The 16,580-nt window shown below is 65.5% G+C and carries 18 protein-coding genes and 4 tRNA genes; 3 read left to right on the forward strand and 19 right to left on the reverse strand.

The window, feature by feature from the left end:
* Position 1 precedes the first annotated feature (1 nt).
* From ACFU5V_RS17320 to rplJ, 4 genes are all read right to left on the reverse strand, one after another.
* Positions 2 to 796 (reverse strand): ABC transporter permease, encoded by a 795-nt coding sequence (locus tag ACFU5V_RS17320; protein WP_005252107.1) that lies wholly within the window; start codon positions 794 to 796, stop codon positions 2 to 4.
* 9 nt (positions 797 to 805) lie between these two features.
* Positions 806 to 1,900, reverse strand: a complete 1,095-nt coding sequence (locus ACFU5V_RS17325; RefSeq protein ID WP_043824406.1) for an ABC transporter ATP-binding protein — start codon at positions 1,898 to 1,900, stop codon at positions 806 to 808.
* Between the two features lie 303 nt (positions 1,901 to 2,203).
* Entirely contained in the window at positions 2,204 to 2,593 is a 390-nt protein-coding gene (rplL, locus tag ACFU5V_RS17330; protein ID WP_012688867.1) for a 50S ribosomal protein L7/L12, read from the reverse strand.
* Positions 2,594 to 2,671: 78 nt separating this feature from the next.
* Positions 2,672 to 3,232 (reverse strand): 50S ribosomal protein L10, encoded by a 561-nt coding sequence (gene rplJ, locus ACFU5V_RS17335; protein ID WP_005252102.1) that lies wholly within the window; start codon positions 3,230 to 3,232, stop codon positions 2,672 to 2,674.
* A 463-nt stretch (positions 3,233 to 3,695) separates the two neighbouring features.
* Between rplJ and ACFU5V_RS17340 the strand changes: the two genes are divergently transcribed.
* Positions 3,696 to 5,315 (forward strand): MFS transporter, encoded by a 1,620-nt coding sequence (locus ACFU5V_RS17340; RefSeq protein ID WP_378700861.1) that lies wholly within the window; start codon positions 3,696 to 3,698, stop codon positions 5,313 to 5,315.
* Positions 5,316 to 5,381: 66 nt separating this feature from the next.
* Here the strand turns inward: ACFU5V_RS17340 and rplA are convergent, their stop codons facing one another.
* The 11 genes from rplA to ACFU5V_RS17395 all read right to left on the reverse strand — a co-directional run bounded on the left by rplA (position 5,382) and on the right by ACFU5V_RS17395 (position 10,197).
* Positions 5,382 to 6,098, reverse strand: coding sequence for a 50S ribosomal protein L1 (rplA, locus tag ACFU5V_RS17345; protein ID WP_012688869.1), 717 nt, complete (start codon positions 6,096 to 6,098; stop codon positions 5,382 to 5,384).
* Between the two features lie 157 nt (positions 6,099 to 6,255).
* Entirely contained in the window at positions 6,256 to 6,690 is a 435-nt protein-coding gene (gene rplK, locus ACFU5V_RS17350) for a 50S ribosomal protein L11 (RefSeq protein WP_005252095.1), read from the reverse strand.
* 59 nt (positions 6,691 to 6,749) lie between these two features.
* Positions 6,750 to 7,616, reverse strand: a complete 867-nt coding sequence (nusG, locus tag ACFU5V_RS17355; RefSeq protein ID WP_378700863.1) for a transcription termination/antitermination protein NusG — start codon at positions 7,614 to 7,616, stop codon at positions 6,750 to 6,752.
* Between the two features lie 58 nt (positions 7,617 to 7,674).
* Positions 7,675 to 8,127, reverse strand: a complete 453-nt coding sequence (gene secE / locus ACFU5V_RS17360; RefSeq protein ID WP_378440635.1) for a preprotein translocase subunit SecE — start codon at positions 8,125 to 8,127, stop codon at positions 7,675 to 7,677.
* 31 nt (positions 8,128 to 8,158) lie between these two features.
* A tRNA-Trp gene (locus tag ACFU5V_RS17365) sits at positions 8,159 to 8,231 on the reverse strand.
* 184 nt (positions 8,232 to 8,415) lie between these two features.
* Positions 8,416 to 8,841, reverse strand: coding sequence for a (3R)-hydroxyacyl-ACP dehydratase subunit HadB (gene hadB / locus ACFU5V_RS17370; protein ID WP_005252091.1), 426 nt, complete (start codon positions 8,839 to 8,841; stop codon positions 8,416 to 8,418).
* Positions 8,828 to 9,391, reverse strand: a complete 564-nt coding sequence (gene hadA, locus ACFU5V_RS17375; protein WP_043824409.1) for a (3R)-hydroxyacyl-ACP dehydratase subunit HadA — start codon at positions 9,389 to 9,391, stop codon at positions 8,828 to 8,830. Before hadA ends, hadB begins: the two co-directional genes overlap by 14 nt.
* A gap of 88 nt (positions 9,392 to 9,479) precedes the next feature.
* Positions 9,480 to 9,647 (reverse strand): 50S ribosomal protein L33, encoded by a 168-nt coding sequence (gene rpmG, locus ACFU5V_RS17380; protein WP_005252089.1) that lies wholly within the window; start codon positions 9,645 to 9,647, stop codon positions 9,480 to 9,482.
* A gap of 61 nt (positions 9,648 to 9,708) precedes the next feature.
* Positions 9,709 to 9,781 (reverse strand) — tRNA-Met (locus ACFU5V_RS17385).
* Positions 9,782 to 9,826: 45 nt separating this feature from the next.
* Positions 9,827 to 9,899 (reverse strand) — tRNA-Thr (locus ACFU5V_RS17390).
* A gap of 215 nt (positions 9,900 to 10,114) precedes the next feature.
* Positions 10,115 to 10,197, reverse strand: a tRNA-Tyr gene (locus tag ACFU5V_RS17395).
* Between the two features lie 199 nt (positions 10,198 to 10,396).
* Between ACFU5V_RS17395 and ACFU5V_RS17400 the strand changes: the two genes are divergently transcribed.
* A complete protein-coding gene (locus ACFU5V_RS17400) occupies positions 10,397 to 10,888 on the forward strand; it encodes a YajQ family cyclic di-GMP-binding protein (protein WP_007298080.1) in 492 nt (163 codons plus the stop codon).
* Positions 10,889 to 10,956: 68 nt separating this feature from the next.
* Here ACFU5V_RS17400 and htpX read toward each other — a convergent pair whose 3' ends face one another.
* Entirely contained in the window at positions 10,957 to 11,817 is an 861-nt protein-coding gene (htpX, locus tag ACFU5V_RS17405) for a zinc metalloprotease HtpX (RefSeq protein ID WP_276140361.1), read from the reverse strand.
* Positions 11,818 to 11,961: 144 nt separating this feature from the next.
* Positions 11,962 to 13,017, reverse strand: coding sequence for a polyprenyl synthetase family protein (locus ACFU5V_RS17410; protein WP_378441928.1), 1,056 nt, complete (start codon positions 13,015 to 13,017; stop codon positions 11,962 to 11,964).
* Positions 13,018 to 13,146: 129 nt separating this feature from the next.
* On the opposite strand from ACFU5V_RS17410, the gene ACFU5V_RS17415 reads away from it, so the two are divergent.
* Complete coding sequence (locus ACFU5V_RS17415; protein WP_378441926.1) at positions 13,147 to 14,409, forward strand: geranylgeranyl reductase family protein; 1,263 nt, start codon at positions 13,147 to 13,149, stop codon at positions 14,407 to 14,409.
* Positions 14,410 to 14,412: 3 nt separating this feature from the next.
* Here ACFU5V_RS17415 and ACFU5V_RS17420 read toward each other — a convergent pair whose 3' ends face one another.
* Positions 14,413 to 15,111, reverse strand: a complete 699-nt coding sequence (locus ACFU5V_RS17420) for a demethylmenaquinone methyltransferase (protein ID WP_012688877.1) — start codon at positions 15,109 to 15,111, stop codon at positions 14,413 to 14,415.
* Between the two features lie 62 nt (positions 15,112 to 15,173).
* Positions 15,174 to 16,550, reverse strand: coding sequence for an NAD-dependent succinate-semialdehyde dehydrogenase (locus ACFU5V_RS17425; protein WP_378700866.1), 1,377 nt, complete (start codon positions 16,548 to 16,550; stop codon positions 15,174 to 15,176).
* Between the last annotated feature and the right edge of the window lie 30 nt (positions 16,551 to 16,580).

Genomic DNA, 16,580 nt, shown 5'->3' on the forward strand with positions numbered 1-16,580 from the left:
GTCACGATCCCTTCGCCGGAACGATCTGGAGGTACACCATGGTCAGGATCAGGTTCGCGAAGAACAACAGCAGGAACGTGATCACCACCGACTGGTTCACCGCGTCACCGACGCCCTTGGGTCCGCCCTTCGGATGGAGCCCCTTGTATGCGGCGATGACACCGGCGATGACACCGAAGACGGCCGCCTTGAGCTCGCCGACCCAGATGTCGGGAAGCTGCGCGAAGGCCGAGAACGATGCCAGGTACGCACCGGGATTACCCCCTTGGAGGATGACGTTGAAGAAGTAGCCACCCGCGATGCCGACGACGGACACCAGGCCGTTGAGCAGGATCGCGACGAGAACCATGGCGAGCACCCGGGGCACGACGAGTCGCTGAATCGGGTTGATGCCGAGCACTTCCATGGCGTCGATCTCTTCGCGGATCGTCCGCGCACCGAGATCCGCCGTGACAGCCGAGCCCGCAGCCCCGGCCACCAGTAGTGCCGTCACCAGCGGGGAACCCTGCTGGATGACAGCGAGCACGCTGGCCGCTCCCGTGAACGACTCTGCACCGAGCTGTTTGATGAGCGATCCGGTCTGCAGCGACACCACTGCGCCGAACGGAATCGCGACCATGGCCGTGGGCAGGATCGTGACGCTGGCGATGAACCACGCCTGTTCGATGAACTCGCGGAACTGGAACGGCCGTTTGAACGTGTTTCGTGCGACGTCGACGAAGAGCTCGACGATGTTTCCGGCCTGCGTCAGCGCACCGTTGACCGGCCGCAAGACCGAGCTGCGGGTAACCCCCATCCGATATGCCTACCCTTGCCCGTGAGTGGTGTTTTCGTATCCTTCGCCCCGGTATGCGGGGATGACCTGTGTGTCTTCCTGGCTGTATGCGTAGTCGTAGCCTCCGCCGCCGTTTCCGCCGGAATTCTCGTCGAGGCTTTCCTGGATCGCGATCTGCGCGTTCTCCGGCAACGTGTGCATGATGTGCCGGACCCGTTCCTGACGACGGGCCACGGCCTGCCGGAACGGCATCCCCGGCGTCGCCTTCATCTGCGGAACGATCCCCTCCACATCGTCGACACCACCGGCATGATGCCCGGCATCGACCATCGCCTGCTCCTGCGCCATCTGCGCCTCGTCCTTCTCCTCCGACATCCCGATCGGACCGATCATCGTGCCGTTCAGGAACTGCTTGACCACCGGCTCCTCACTGGTCAGCAACACCTCCCGCGGACCGAACATCACCAGATGCCGACGGAACAACATCCCGATGTTGTCCGGCACCGTCCGCGCCAGATTGATGTTGTGCGACACGATCAGAATCGTCGCATCGATCTCCGCGTTGATGTCGATCAACGTCTGCGAAATATACGTGGTACGTACCGGATCCAGACCAGAGTCCGGCTCGTCGACCAGAATGATCTGCGGATCCAGCACCAGCGCCCGCGCCAGCCCGGCACGCTTACGCATACCACCGGAAATCTCGCCCGGCAGCTTGTCCTCGGCCCCGAGCAGACCGACCAGTTCCATCTTCTCCATCACGATCTTGCGGATCTCGGACTCGGACTTCTTCGTGTGCTCGCGCAACGGGAACGCCACGTTGTCGAACAGGTTCATCGACCCGAACAACGCACCGTCCTGGAACAGCACCCCGAACAACTTCCGGATCTCGTACAACTCCTTCGAGGAGCACTCGAGAATGTTGGTTCCGTCGATCACGATCGACCCCTGCTCCGGACGGAGCAGACCGATCAGCGACTTCAAGAACACCGACTTACCCGTACCCGACGGCCCGAGCAACGCACTGACCTCACCGGCCGGAAGAGTCAACGTGACGTCCTGCCAGATCCTCTGCGAGCCGAAGGACTTGGTCAGTCCCTCGACGGATACCTCGACTCCCACCATTACCTCCGCGACCGTTCGATGCACTCACCCCGTGTGGGTTGGGTCACTCTATCGCATCGACGTGTTACCTGTGACAAGGGATGCTACTCATGAGTAAGGAAGCATGCCAACAGCGGGTCCCACTATGCAAAACAACGCGTCTGAACTGGGATAACGGTAGCGAAATTTTTGGTCGCGCGTCCAGCTTTCGGCCAGGAATCTCGACACTCCGAAGCCCCCGGAAGACGCAAAAAGAGGGCCACTCCCCACAGGTGGGGAGTGGCCCTCTTCGTCTGCTCGGTGAGCAGCGCGGGAGAGACCGTCTTACTTGACGGTGATCTTCGCGCCGGCAGCCTCGAGCTTCTCCTTGGCGGCGTCGGCCGCGTCCTTGGCAACCTTCTCCAGGATGGCCTTCGGAGCACCCTCGACGAGGTCCTTGGCTTCCTTCAGGCCGAGGCCGGAAACGACCTCACGGACGACCTTGATGACCTGGATCTTCTTGTCGCCGGCCGACTCGAGGACGACGTCGAACTCGTCCTGCTCCTCGGCAGCGTCGGCGCCGGCAGCAGCCGGGGCACCGGCAGCAGCAACGGCAACCGGAGCAGCAGCGGTGACCTCGAAGGTCTCCTCGAATGCCTTCACGAACTCCGAGAGCTCGAGGAGGGTGAGCTCCTTGAACTGGTCCAACAACTCTTCGGTGCTGAGCTTCGCCATTGTGGCGGTCCTTCCTGTAAGTCCCATGTCGCTGATCCGCGACCGGGCGGGGTTATAGCAGTGATGCGCGGGTGCGGATCAGCTTTCGGCTGCAGCCTCGGCGGGAGCTTCGGCAGCTCCGCCTTCTGCGGCCTTCTTTTCCTGCAGAGCAGCGGCCAGACGGGCCACCTGCGAAGCAGGAGCGTTGAACAGGCCTGCGGCCTTTGCCAAGTTGCCCTTCATCGCGCCGGCAAGCTTGGCCAACAGGATCTCGCGGGACTCGAGGTCCGCGATCTTGTTGACCTCGTCCACGGACAGCGCAGCGCCGTCCATGTAGCCGCCCTTGATGATGAGCGCCTTGTTGTCCTTAGCGAAGTTCTTCAGAGCCTTCGCAGCATCGACGGGCTCGCCCTTGATGAATGCAATGGCGGTCGGACCGACGAAAAGGTCATCAAGGCCCTCGACGCCCGCCTCAGCAGCGGCACGCTTGACCAGGGTGTTCTTGGCGACGGAGTAGGTGGCACCCTCTCCGAGAGCGCGTCGCAGTGTCGTGATGTTGCCCACCGTGAGACCACGGTATTCCGTGATCACAGCAGCGGTCGAACCCTTGAACTGCTCGGTGATCTCCGCAACTGCGGAAACCTTCTCAGGCTTTGCCATACTTCGCCTCCTCTCATGACAGTCGTTATCCCACTTCGGAACCGCTGCGCACCGCCGGGTATCCCGGAGCACACAATCCACGACATGCAAAACGCCCCGGTGCAGGGCACACGGGGCGTGAAAGGAAGCCATTCGGCCGGGGCGCGAGCCCACGACCGATACGCATCCCCCTACCTCGTCCTCCTGCGTGGGCCGCCGGACATTCCCGGACTTTCAATCACACCCTTGCGGGAGCGATCACCAACGGTCTTGGGTAGAACATGATTTGGGGTGAAGCTCGAATAGTGCATCGAACTCCGCAGGACAGATTACGGCATGCCCTGCTCAACCGCCAAATCGCGGCCGAACCCGAACCCTCGGACGTGATCGGCGTCACGTCCGATGCGTAGATGTGGGCCATCAGACCGAAATTGCGCTCAATTACCTGTTACGCCACGTAACAGGCATGAGTTAGCTTTTTCTCATGACAATCCTCGAAGCCCGAGCCGTCGTGGCCGGGTCCCGGACGCGCCGCTTCCTCGCGCTCGCCGTGATCTGCCTGGCCGAACTGCTGGTGGTACTCGACAACACCATCGTCAACGTCGCCCTCCCGTCGATCGGCGTCGAACTCCGCACCAGCGTCAGCGGCCTCCAGTGGGTCGTCGATGCCTACACACTGACGTTCGCCGGCCTGCTCCTGGCGTTCGGCAACCTCGGCGACCGCTACGGGCGTCGACGCGTCATGGTCATCGGCCTGATCGGCGTCGCCGTCATGTCGATCGCCGGCGCCAACGCCGAGAGTCTGGGCCAGGTCGTCGCGGCCCGAGCCGCGATGGGTGTCTTCGCCGCCGCCGTCTTCCCCGCGACCCTCGCCCTCGTCATCAACATCTTCACCGATGTGCGCGAACGCGCGCTGGCCATCGCCGCCTGGACAGCGATGGCAGGATTCGCGATCGCCATCGGCCCGATGGCCGGTGGGTGGCTGCTCGAACACTTCAGCTGGCACTCCGTCTTCTGGATCAATGTGCCGATCGCCGTTTTCGCGGCGATTGCGACGCTCGTGCTGGTGCCGGAATCGCGCGCCTCCGTCATCGGGCGCATCGATCTCCTCGGCATCGCCGCCTCGATCACCGGCATCACCGTCCTCGTGTGGGCGATCATCGAAGCCCCGCACCACGGGTGGACGTCGACCGTCACCGTCGGCGCCGTCGCGCTCTCGATCGCGGTCCTGACCGGGTTCGTCCTCTGGGAGTTGCGCACCGACCACCCCATCCTCGACCTGCGGCTGTTCCGCAACCGACGGTTCTCCCTGCCCGCGCTCGCGATCGCCATCGGGTACTTCTCGATGTTCGGCTTCCTGTTCCTCATCACCCAGTACTTCCAGGGTGTCCGCGAGTACACGCCGTTCGAGTTCGGTGTCGCGTCGCTGCCGTTCGCGGTGTCGGTGGCGGTCGGCGCCCCGGTCGCCACATTGCTGGCGCAGCGGGTCGGGACGACCCCGGTGATCGTGTTCGGCCTCCTCCTGACCGGGGTCGGCCTGTACCTCGGCGGTCAGGTTGCCGTCGACAGCAGTTACCTGACGGACGTACTCCCGTCGATGGTGTCGATGGCGCTGGGCCTGGCCATCGTGCAGGGGCCTGCAACCGAGTCGATCATGGCGTCGCTGCCGCTCGACGAGGCCGGGGCGGGTTCGGCCGTGAACGACACGACGAGGGAAATCGGAGGAACGCTCGGGGTCGCCGTGCTCGGATCGATCGTCGCGTCGTACTACGCGACGACGATGAGTCCGCTGCTCGACCGGATTCCGGCCGCATTGATGAACGACGACGAGAAGGGCTTCGCCCGCGCCACGGTGCTGAGCGTGCTCGAGATCCGCAAGCGTGAGATCCCGCCGTTCCTGGAGCAGCAGCGTGAGAATCTCATCCTCACCATGAAGACGACGGTCCTGCAGGGGTCGCACACCGCGTCGCTCGTCGCGGCGGGCGCCGTCGTGGTCTGCGCCGTCGTCGTCGCGATCTTCATGCCCTGGGCGCCTGCCCGCACGGATTCCGTGATGCTGGCGTGGCGGAAGAAGACCGAACCGGGAACCACCGACGAGCACTGAATCCGGACAAAGCAGTTCGGCCGGTACGGAAGAATTCCGTACCGGCCGAACTGTGTGAAGCGAGACTTACGCGTCAGCATCCTCGAGAAGGTTGCGGGTGCGGTTCGGGTCCACCGGGATGCCCGGTCCGGTGGTGGTCGAAACGGTGACCTTCTTGACGTAGCGGCCCTTCGCGGAGGACGGCTTCGCACGCAGGATCTCGTCCAGCGCGGCGCCGTAGTTCTCCACCAGCTTGGCGTCGTCGAACGATGCCTTGCCGATCACGAAGTGCAGGTTGGCCTGCTTGTCGACGCGGAAGTTGATCTTTCCGCCCTTGATGTCCGCGACGGCCTTCGTGACGTCAGCCGTCACGGTGCCGGTCTTCGGGTTCGGCATCAGGCCACGCGGTCCGAGGACGCGGGCGATGCGGCCGACCTTGGCCATCTGATCGGGAGTCGCGATGGCGGCGTCGAAATCGAGCCAGCCACCCTGGATCCGCTCGATGAGGTCCTCGGCACCGACGGCGTCGGCTCCAGCTGCCTCGGCCTCGGCGGCCTTCTCTCCGACTGCGAACACGATGACGCGGGCGGTCTTACCGGTGCCGTGCGGCAGGTTGACCGTGCCGCGGACCATCTGGTCCGCCTTGCGGGGGTCGACGCCCAGACGGACTGCAACCTCGACGGTCGCGTCCATCTTGCTCGACGACGTCTCCTTCGCCAGCTTCGCAGCCTGCAGCGGGCTGTACAGCTTGTCGAAGTCGACCTTTTCAGCGGCGGCGAGATACGCCTTGCTGCGCTTTGCCATTTCTTCTGTCCTAACTTCTCACCGCAGCGTGTGTCTTGTCTGCGGTGGTGAATGGTTCAGTAGTGGTCGGGGCCTGGCCGGCCCTCCCACGCTTTCGTCGACGGCGGTGCCGTCAATTGATCGTCGACGGCGGTGCCGTCAATTGATCAGGGCTGACTCAGCCGTCGACCGTGATACCCATCGAGCGTGCGGTGCCTGCGATGATCTTCGCGGCCTGCTCGATGTCGTTCGCGTTGAGGTCTTCCTGCTTGGTCTTCGCGATTTCGCGCACCTGATCCATGGTCACGGACGCGACCTTGGTCTTGTGCGGCTCGCCGGAGCCCTTCTGCACGCCTGCAGCCTTGAGCAGCAGCTTGGCAGCCGGAGGGGTCTTCAGCTTGAAATCGAAGGTCCGGTCTTCGTAGACCGAGATCTCGACCGGCACCACGTTGCCGCGCTGGGACTCAGTCGCCGCGTTGTAGGCCTTGCAGAACTCCATGATGTTCACGCCGTGCTGACCAAGCGCGGGACCCACGGGCGGTGCAGGGTTAGCCTGACCGGCCTGGATCTGAAGCTTGATGAGCCCTGCGAGCTTCTTCTTCTTGGGGGGCATCTCGATTTCCTAATTCTTGCTGGGTGTGTTTCTTGCTACTGCAGTGCAAGTATGGGGCGCTAGATCTTCGCGACCTGCGTGAAGGACAACTCGACCGGGGTCTCGCGACCGAAGATCGAGACCAGGACCTTGAGCTTCTGCTGCTCGGCGTTGACCTCGCTGATGCTGGCGGGCAGCGTGGCGAACGGGCCATCCATGACAGTGACCGACTCGCCGACCTCGAAGTCGACCTCGATGAGCGGCTTCGCGAAGGTCTCTCCGCCGGTCTCGCCGGCCGTGACCGTCGCCGCGGCGGCCTGCTTCTTCTGCTCCTGCTGCGGGAGCAGGAACTTGATCACCTCGTTGAGGGTCAGCGGAGAGGGACGCGACGTCGCACCGACGAATCCGGTGACGCCGGGCGTGTTGCGCACGGCTCCCCAGGACTCGTCGTTGAGATCCATGCGGACCAGGATGTAGCCGGGCAGAACCTTGCGGTTGACCTGCTTGCGCTGTCCGTTCTTGATCTCGGTGACCTCTTCGGTGGGAACCTCCACCTGGAAGATGTAGTCGCCGACGTCGAGGTTCTGGACACGGGTCTCGAGGTTCGCCTTGACCTTGTTCTCGTAGCCCGCGTAGGAGTGGATGACGTACCAGTCGCCGGGGGCGCGACGCAGGGCGGCCTTGAGTTCCGCGACAGGATCCTCGGGCTCTTCAGCGGTCACAGGCTCTTCGGCGGCAACAGCGTCTTCTTCGGCTTCGGCCTCTTCGGCAGGCGCCTCGTCCTCGATGATCTCGTCGGCCGGCACGTCGTCGGCGACGTCGTCACCGAAGATTTCCGCGGCTTCGGTGCCCTCGTCGGCAGCCTCGACATCCACTTCGGCTGCCGCCTCGGCAGAAACACGCTCTTCGGCCAAAGCCTCATTCGTGTCGTTCTCGGGGGTGCTCACTGGGGCACTCGCTTCCTCTCGTCACTCACATACTTCGGATCCACCGGGGCGGATTCCGTCAACCGAACAACCAGGTGACGCCCTTGATGACCGCCAGATCCAACACGCCGATGAACGTCACCATGAACACCACGAATGCCAGGACGACGCTGGTGTAGGTGATCATCTGCTTGCGATTGGGCCAGATGACCTTGCGCAGCTCGGCGATGACCTCGCGGAGGAACCGGCGCAGGCGCTTGAAGATGTTTTCCTTGCGCGGCGTGTCGGCGCGATCCTTCTTCGCCGGCTTGACCTTGGTGGTCGTATCCGACTTCGACTGTTCCGGTGCCTTCACGGAACTCGCGGCGACCTCGGCGCCCGCCGGAGAACGGCGGCCCTGGCGCTTACCGCTGGGCTTTCCCGAGGGAGTGGCGGAACGCGTGGTGGTGGCGTCGGCCGCGGTGTCGTCGGCACTGTCCGGGCGTGTGGACCCTGAAGTGTCGCCGTCGCGCTTGGCGCGCTCCTCGCTCACGTCGTTCCTCTCAGTCGCTGGCATCCGGGGGCAGGGGCGACAGGACTTGAACCTGCAACCTGCGGTTTTGGAGACCGCTGCTCTGCCAGTTGAGCTACGCCCCTTTGGTCGGGAGACCTGGTCCGACTCTAGCCTCGAACCAATTCTTGACCGACCTCTCTGTGATTACATGACACGCGCGCCACCCTTGCCGGCCGTACAGCACCGTAGGGCAGCGCGCAGCGCTGAGTAATCCCAGAAATCTCAGTGTACTTCAAAGCCCCGGAACAAACCCAATCCACCCGGCTGTCAGGCCAGACGGACCGTTGCGGTGGCGCGACCGAAGATCTTCTTTCCCTCGGAACGCGCCACGATCGCGACTACTGCTGTCTTGCTTTCCTCGTCGAGCGACTTCACCTTACCGGTGTACTCGACCTGCGCGGCCTCGTCCTCGCGGACGTAGACCGAGCTCGTGAAACGAACATTGTATTCCTTGACCGCACCCGGATCGCCGAGCCACGACGTGACGAAACCGCCGCCGAGACCCATGGTGAGCATTCCGTGCGCGATCACGTTGTCCAGACCGGCGAGCTTGACGACCTCGTCGCTCCAGTGGATCGGGTTCGGATCGCCGGACACGCCCGCGTAGTTGACCAGGTCGCCACGCGTGAGCTTCACGATGCGCTCGGGGAGTTCCTCACCCACCGAGACGTCCTCGAACTTACGAAGCGCCATGCATGATCACGTCCTTGACTGCGTGAGCGATGTTCTCGTCGACCTCGCCACCGGTACGGGCGACGAGCGTCGTCCACGTGGTCTGGACGAGTTCGTCGTACTGATCGGTGACGATGTTCTTGGTGACGATGATGTCGCTGCCACCCATCTGACGGAACGACTCCAGGTAGACGTCGCAGACCAGCCGGTCGCCGACCTTGATCGGCTTGTGGAACTCGAGCCGCTGGTCGGTCTGGAGGATCTGGCTGGGGTCGTAGCCGGTGACGATCTCCTTGAAGAGGCGTCCCTGAGCGATGATGCCGACGAGCGAGATGAAGGTCAGAGGAGCGAGGAGGCCGTCGTAGCCGAGGCCCTTCGCGGCTTCCTCGTCGTGGTGAGCGGGATGCCAGTCCTGCACGGCACGCGCGTACTCGCGCACCTTCTCGCGTCCGACCTCGTAGAAGTCGTCGACGCGGTAGTGGTGCCCGACCATCGCCAGTGCGTGCGCGGCAGGATCAGCAGGAACAGCCGCGGGCACGTAGGCCTCTGTCTCTGTCACAGTGTCAGTCACGCGAAAGAACCTCTTCTACCCTTGACGTCAGCGCGTGAGGGCAGCCTAGAGGACTCCCTTCGCGAACGCAGTCCTTGTCCGGACCGTGTTACTTGGACTCGCGATGCGACTGGTGAGTTCCGCAGTTCGGGCAGAACTTCTTGATCTCCAGGCGATCGGGGTCGTTACGCCGATTCTTCTTGGTGATGTAGTTGCGGTGCTTGCATACCTCGCAGGCCAAAGTGATCTTGGGCCGAACGTCAGTCGAGGAGGCCACGGGATGCCTTCTTTCGGGTGAATCTGATTACGAACAATCAGGGTGGATCATGCATATTGTGTAGCGGTGACCGGACTTGAACCGGCGACGCAACGATTATGAGTCGTTTGCTCTACCAACTGAGCTACACCGCCTCGGTGTCGAGTGTCGCGCACCAGGCGCTCCACTTCAATCCAGCGAGCCCCCTAACGGAATCGAACCGTTGACCTTTTCCTTACCATGGAAACGCTCTGCCGACTGAGCTAAGGGGGCGTGCTTCGCTCGCACATCGCTGCGCGCTGAAGCCTTGACGAGATTACACAGAAGTTCCGACCAGAAACAAATTGCCTGGTCAGCGGCTTTCGTAAGTCGCTACACCCGGCAGTTCGCGTCGCGGCCCGCACCGGGCCGGGTCAGCAGGTTCTGCACCCGGTCTTCCCACGAACGACAGAACCCCGGTGAGCTGTCGCTCACCGGGGTTCTGTGTGTGGCAGATGTAGGATTCGAACCTACGTAGGCATAAGCCGACGGATTTACAGTCCGCTCCCATTGGCCGCTCGGGCAATCTGCCGGGGTTGCACGAGGAGCGCGAAATCTGTGGGAAATCGCTCTCCGCTGCGGAAAGAAGAATACAACGAACGGCCCCCCGTTTTGCAAACCGGGTGGATACGGGCGGTTGCGAACCGATAGCGTCGAATCTGCTCGCCGGCATTCGGCGGGCCCCCGGCCGGGTCGCGGCGGGGAGAACCAGACGAAACCGGGAGTGTGAAGTGGCTGATTCGTCCTTCGATGTGGTGAGCAAGGTCGAGCGTCAAGAGGTGGACAACGCCCTCCATCAGGCCGGCAAGGAACTGTCGACCCGGTTCGACTTCCGGAACACGGGAGCATCGATCGAATGGTCCGGCGAGGAAACCATCACCCTGACGGCCGACACGGAGGAGCGACTGCTCGCCGCCCTGGACGTCTTCAAGGAGAAGCTGATCCGGCGTGACATCTCCCTGAAGGCGTTCGACGCGGGCGAGCCGGCGCAGTCCGGAAAGATCTACAAGCTGTCCGGCAGCCTCGTTCAGGGCATCACCACGGAGAACGCCAAGAAGATCACCAAGAAGATCCGCGACGAGGGCCCCAAGGGCGTCAAGGCGCAGATCCAGGGTGACGAGCTGCGCGTGAGCAGCAAGAAGCGCGACGACCTGCAGGCCGTCATCTCCCTGCTGAAGGGTGAGGACTTCGGGATCGCGCTGCAGTTCGTGAACTACCGGTAGGCGCTCCGCGCCCGTGCGTGGTTGACGAGTCCCTGCACTCGTCGACCACGCACGGGCGGCGAAGCCGCCTACCTGCCTGCCATCCGCTCGAGGCGCTCGATCCGCTCGGCCATCGGCGGGTGGGTAGAGAACATCCGGCTCATCTTCTCGCCGGTGCGGAACGGGTTGGCGATCATCAGGTGCGACTGTGCGGCGAGCTGAGGCTCCGGCGGCAGCGGCGCGGCCTGAGTGCCACGTTCCAGTTTCCGGAGTGCCGACGCGAGCGCCAGCGGGTCGCCGGTGAGTTCGGCGCCCGACTGGTCGGCCTGGAACTCCCGGGACCGCGACACCGCGAGCTTGACGACGGTCGCGGCGATGGGCCCGAGCAGCGACACCAGGAGCAGCGCGATCGGGTTCGCGCCCTGTCCCCCGCCGCGGCCGCCGAACATGTTGGCGAACATGGCGAAGTTCGCGAGTCCCGACACGACGGCCGCCATCGCGCCTGCCACCGACGAGATGAGGATGTCGCGGTTGTAGACGTGCGACAGCTCGTGCCCGAGCACGGCCCGGAGTTCCCGCTCGTCGAGGATCTGCAGGATGCCGCTGGTGCAGCAGACCGCCGCGTGGCGGGGGCTGCGCCCGGTAGCGAACGCGTTGGGCGCGCTGGTGGGGCTGATGTAGAGCCGCGGCATCGGCTGGTGCGCGGTGGTCGCCAGTTCCCGGACGATGCGGTAGATGACCGGCGCCTGCACCTCGGTGATCGGCTGGGCGTGCATGGCCTTGAGCGCCAGCTTGTCGCTGTTGAAGTACACGTACGCGTTCATGCCCACCGCGAACACGATGGCCAGCAGCAGGATGGTCGGGTTCCGGAACAGGGCGCCGATGAACACGATCAGCGCCGACATGCCGACCAACAGAACCAGAGTCTTCGCCCCGTTTGCGTAGCGCACGTCACGCCTTCCTTGTCGTTGTCACCCCGATCACGGTCGTCCGAATTTCGAGATCGTGATCATTCAACGAAACACGGTGGCGGGACGGTTCCCGTCCGGCGAACGAGATCGGGTGAAGACGAGTCCGGGTACTGACGATACGGCTCAGCCGACGCGCTCGATCGTGTAATCGACGAGCTTCACGAGGGCGTCGTTGGCGGGGCCCTGCGGCAGTTCGGCGAGCTGAGCGCGGGCCTGGACCGCGAACTCCTCGAGCTTCGCCTTCGCGGCGGCCATGCCGGGTGAGCGTTCGAGGAGCGCGAGGGCCTCGGCGACGTCGTCGTCGTTGGTGACGGGGCCGTCGAGGAGCACGCGCAGGCGGTCGGCCTCGGGACCCTCGTCGCGCAGCGCGTACAGGACGGGCAGCGTGTGCACGCCCTCCCGCAGATCGGTTCCGGGGGTCTTGCCGGACTGCGCGGAGACCGAGGAGATGTCGATGATGTCGTCGGAGATCTGGAAGGCGGTGCCCACGGCGTCACCGAGCCGTTCGAGCCGCTTCACGTGATCGGCGTCCGCACCGGAGAACGTGCCGCCGAAGCGCCCGCACGCGGCGATCAGCGAACCGGTCTTCTCCCACACCACCTTGAGGTAGTGCTCGACCGGATCCTGCTCGCCGCGGAGCCCGATCGTCTCGCGCATCTGGCCGGTCACGAGTTCGGCGAACGTCTCGGCGATGATGCGCACCGCCTCGGGGCCGAGGGTCGACACGAGACGCGACGCGTGGGCGAACAGGTAGTCGCCGGCGAGGATGGCAACGCTGTTGCCCCACCGCGAGTTCGCGCTGGGCGCGCCGCGGCGCATCGAGGCCTCGTCCATCACGTCGTCGTGGTACAGCGTGGCAAGGTGGACCAGTTCGACGACGGTGGCCGCCGTGACCACCGACGGGTCGGAGGCCTTCGGTCCGAGCTGGGCGGTGAGCACCGTGAAGAGGGGGCGGAAACGCTTGCCTCCCGCCTTCGCGAGATGCAACGCCGCCTCCGTCAGGAAATCCTCCCCGTCGGAGAGCTCACTGACCAGCAGTTCCTCGACTTGCTTCAGTCCTTCACGGACCGTGGCGGCGAGCTGCGGGTCGCCGAGATCGATCCCGGCGACCGTAGTGCCCACTACAGCGTCGGCAGCGGTGTGTGCTGCGCCCTCGGTGCTCACGTTCTCAGTACCCATTCCTGTCGTCAGTGACGGCGCGGCTCCGCGCCGTCGGTGGCGGCTCGGCTACCACGGTAGTGAACCTAGCGGTTCCGCCGCCCGTCGGCCTCGCCGCGGTCGTGTAGCGAAGCCTGACAGGATGTAGGCGTGGTCGCAGCAGAACAGTCGCCCGCGGGATCCCCGCTTCCCACCGCCACCGACGTCCTCGTCATCGGTGCTGGTCCGGCCGGGTCCTCGGCCGCCGCCTGGGCGGCGCGCGCAGGGCGTGACGTGGTCCTCGCCGACGCGGCGGTGTTTCCCCGCGACAAGACGTGTGGCGACGGACTCACTCCCCGCGCCGTCGCCGAGCTCGACCATCTCGGTCTCGGCGACTGGGTGCGGTCGAAGGGCACCAATCGCGGGCTGAGGCTCAGCGGGTTCGGGCAGGAGCTCGAACTCGAGTGGCCCGGCAGGTCGTTCCCGGCCGTCGGCAGCGCCGTGGCCCGCACCGAGCTGGACGACCGCATCCGCGCGACCGCCGTCGACGCCGGCGCCGTCATGGTGGAGGGCGCCAAGGCGATCGGCGTCGAACACGGCGGTGACCGGGTGACGGCGGTGACCCTGAAAACCGCCGACGGGACCCACACCGTCCGCTGCCGGACGCTGATCGTCGCCGACGGTGTCCGCTCCACCCTCGGCAAGCAGCTGGGTCGCGAATGGCACCGGGACACGGCGTACGGTGTGGCCGCCCGCGCCTACATCGCCACCGACCGCAGCGCCGACCCGTGGATCACGTCCCACCTCGAACTGCGGGACGCCGCCGGGACGCTGCAGTCGGGTTACGGCTGGGTGTTCCCCCTGGGCACCGGCGAGGTGAACATCGGTGTCGGCACCCTGGCCACCGCCAAACGTCCGGCACCCGGCGCGCTGCGCCCCCTGCTGGACCTGTATGCGGCGCAGCGCCGCGAAGAATGGAACTGGGACGGGGAACTGCGGGCCGTCGCGTCGGCGTTGCTGCCGATGGGCGGAGCGGTGTCGCACATCGCGGGCCGGAACTGGGCGATCATCGGCGACGCGGCGGCGTGCGTGAACCCGCTGAACGGCGAGGGCATCGACTACGGACTCGAAGGCGGGCGCCTGGTCGCGGAGGTCCTCGACGCCGACGACCTGACGCGGCTGTGGCCGTCGATCCTGCGGGAGCGGTACGGCCGTGCGTTCTCCGTGGCGCGGCGCCTCGCCGGTCTGCTGACCGTGCCGCGGGTCCTGCCCGCGTCCGGTCCGGTGGCGATGCGGTCCCGCGCGCTGATGACCGTTGCGGTGCGCGTGATGGGCAACCTCGTCACCGAGGAGGACAGCGACCTCACCGCCCGCGCGTGGCGGGCCTCCGGCCTGGTGTCGCAGAAGGTCGACTCGCGACCGCTGTTCGGCTGACGGTCAGCGCGTGGCGCGGTGCAGCGCGACGACACCGCCGGTGAGGTTGCGCCACTGCACGTTCCGCCACCCGGCCGCTTCGATGCGCAGCGCGAGTTCCTGCTGGGTGGGCCAGGCGCGGATGGACTCGGCGAGGTACACGTAGGCGTCGGGGTTGCTGCTGACGGCGCGCGCGACCCGCGGCAGCGCCTTCATCAGGTACTCCATGTAGACCGTCCGGAACGGCCCGAACACCGGCGTCGAGAACTCGCTCACGACGAGACGCCCACCCGGTTTGGTGACCCGGGCGATCTCGCGGAGGCCGGCGTCGAAATCGGAGACGTTGCGCAGCCCGAAGGAGATGGTGGCGGCGTCGAACACGGCGTCGGCGTAGGGCAGGTGCATCGCGTCGCCCGCGACCATCGGCACGTGGCGGCCGCTGCCTGCCTGCAGCATCCCCTTGGAGAAATCGGTGGCCACGCACCAGGCGCCCGACCGTCCGAGTTCGACGGTCGACACCCCGGTCCCGGCGGCGAGGTCGAGGACCCGCTCCCCCGGCTTCAGGGCCAGAGCGGAGCGCGTCGCCTTGCGCCAGCTGCGGTCCTGGCCGAACGACAGGATCGTGTTGGTGAGGTCGTAGCGCTTCGCGACGCCGTCGAACATCGACGCGACCTCGTGCGGATCCTTTTCGAGCGACGCCCGCGAACCGTGTGTAGTTGCCACGCCCGAAACGCTACCAACCGTGCCCGGCACCGGTGTCGGCGCCGGGCACGGTGGCGGGGCGGTCACTTCTTGGAGACACGCACCAGCTTCTTGTTGACGAACTCGTCCATCCCCCACGGACCGAGTTCGCGGCCGACGCCGGAGCGTTTGACGCCGCCGAACGGCAAACCGGGGAGCGTCGTGCCGTGCTCGTTGACGTACGCCATCCCGACGTCGAGCCGGTCGGCCACCTCGCGGGCCCCGTCGAGGTCGCTGCTCCACACCGACCCGCTGAGACCGTAGGCGGAGGAGTTGGCGAGTTCGACGGCCTCGGCGGCGGTGGCGACCTTGTAGACGACGCCGACCGGTCCGAACAGTTCCTCGCTGTATGCGCGCATCTCGGGGGTCACGTCGACGAGCAGCGTCGGTTCGACGTACGAGCCGGGACCGTCGATCTTCTTCCCGCCCGCGAGGAGCGTCGCGCCCTTGGCGACGGCGTCCTCGATCTGCTCGATCAGGGAATCCGCCGCGGTCTGCGACGACAGCGGCCCGAGGACGGTCTTGGCGTCGAGCGGATCGCCCGTCGGTGTGGCCTTGAACGACTCGGCGAGTTTCGCGACGAACTCGTCGTAGTTCGGTTCCGTCACGATGAACCGCTTCGGCGAGTTGCAGGCCTGGCCGGCGTTGGACAGGCGGGCCCGGGTCGCCGTCTTGACGGTGGCGTCCATGTCCTCGGTGTCGAGGACGACGAACACGTCGGAACCGCCGAGTTCGAGGACGACCTTCTTGAGGTTGCGGCCCGCCGTCTCGGCGACGCTGATCCCGGCCCGTTCACTGCCGGTGAGGGAGACGCCCTGGACACGCGGATCCGCGATCATGTCGGCGATCTGCTCGTTGGTGGCGAACACGTTGACGTACGCGTCCTCGGGGAGGCCGGCCTGCCGGAAGATCTCCTCCATCAGCAGCGCCGACTGCGGACAGTTCGGGGCGTGCTTGAGCAGCACGGTGTTGCCGAGCACGAGGTTCGGGGCCGCGAAGCGGGCGACCTGGTAGTACGGGTAGTTCCACGGCATCACGCCGACGAGCGCACCGATCGGCCTGCGGTAGACGACGGATTCGTCGGCGCCGGGCACGTCGAGCCGTTCCGCCTCCAGCAGTGCGGGACCGTTGTCGGCGTAGTAGCGGTAGATCGCCGAGGAGAGCTTGACCTCGCCTTTGGCCTCCCGGACGGGCTTGCCCATCTCGAGCGCGATCATCCGCGCCAGTTCGTCCTCGCGCTCGGCGTAGAGGTCCGCGGTCCGGCCCAGAATCCTGGCTCGTTCCTCAGCGGGTATCGTCCGCCAGCTCAGGTATCCGCTGTGGGCGCGTGCGAGCGCCGACTCCACTCCCGCATCGTCCAAGGTCTCGAATTCCCGGACGGTGTCACCGGTCGCGGGATTGACAGTCTTGTACTTCGCCATACCCCGGCCAACGACGAGCCGGCCCCTCGA

This window comes from Rhodococcus sp. NPDC057529 (assembly GCF_042802055.1).
In the GTDB taxonomy this organism is placed as follows: domain Bacteria; phylum Actinomycetota; class Actinomycetes; order Mycobacteriales; family Mycobacteriaceae; genus Rhodococcus_F.

Excerpts from the sequence above, each read along its gene's own strand:
- ACFU5V_RS17320 (WP_005252107.1), bottom strand. The coding sequence starts at position 796 with ATGGGGGTTACCCGCAGCTCGGTCTTGCGGCCGGTCAACGGTGCGCTG.
- ACFU5V_RS17325 (WP_043824406.1), bottom strand. The coding sequence starts at position 1,900 with ATGGTGGGAGTCGAGGTATCCGTCGAGGGACTGACCAAGTCCTTCGGC.
- rplL (WP_012688867.1), bottom strand. The coding sequence starts at position 2,593 with ATGGCGAAGCTCAGCACCGAAGAGTTGTTGGACCAGTTCAAGGAGCTC.
- rplJ (WP_005252102.1), bottom strand. The coding sequence starts at position 3,232 with ATGGCAAAGCCTGAGAAGGTTTCCGCAGTTGCGGAGATCACCGAGCAG.
- ACFU5V_RS17340 (WP_378700861.1), top strand. The coding sequence starts at position 3,696 with ATGACAATCCTCGAAGCCCGAGCCGTCGTGGCCGGGTCCCGGACGCGC.
- rplA (WP_012688869.1), bottom strand. The coding sequence starts at position 6,098 with ATGGCAAAGCGCAGCAAGGCGTATCTCGCCGCCGCTGAAAAGGTCGAC.
- rplK (WP_005252095.1), bottom strand. The coding sequence starts at position 6,690 with ATGCCCCCCAAGAAGAAGAAGCTCGCAGGGCTCATCAAGCTTCAGATC.
- hadB (WP_005252091.1), bottom strand. The coding sequence starts at position 8,841 with ATGGCGCTTCGTAAGTTCGAGGACGTCTCGGTGGGTGAGGAACTCCCC.
- ACFU5V_RS17410 (WP_378441928.1), bottom strand. The coding sequence starts at position 13,017 with ATGGGTACTGAGAACGTGAGCACCGAGGGCGCAGCACACACCGCTGCC.
- ACFU5V_RS17425 (WP_378700866.1), bottom strand. The coding sequence starts at position 16,550 with ATGGCGAAGTACAAGACTGTCAATCCCGCGACCGGTGACACCGTCCGG.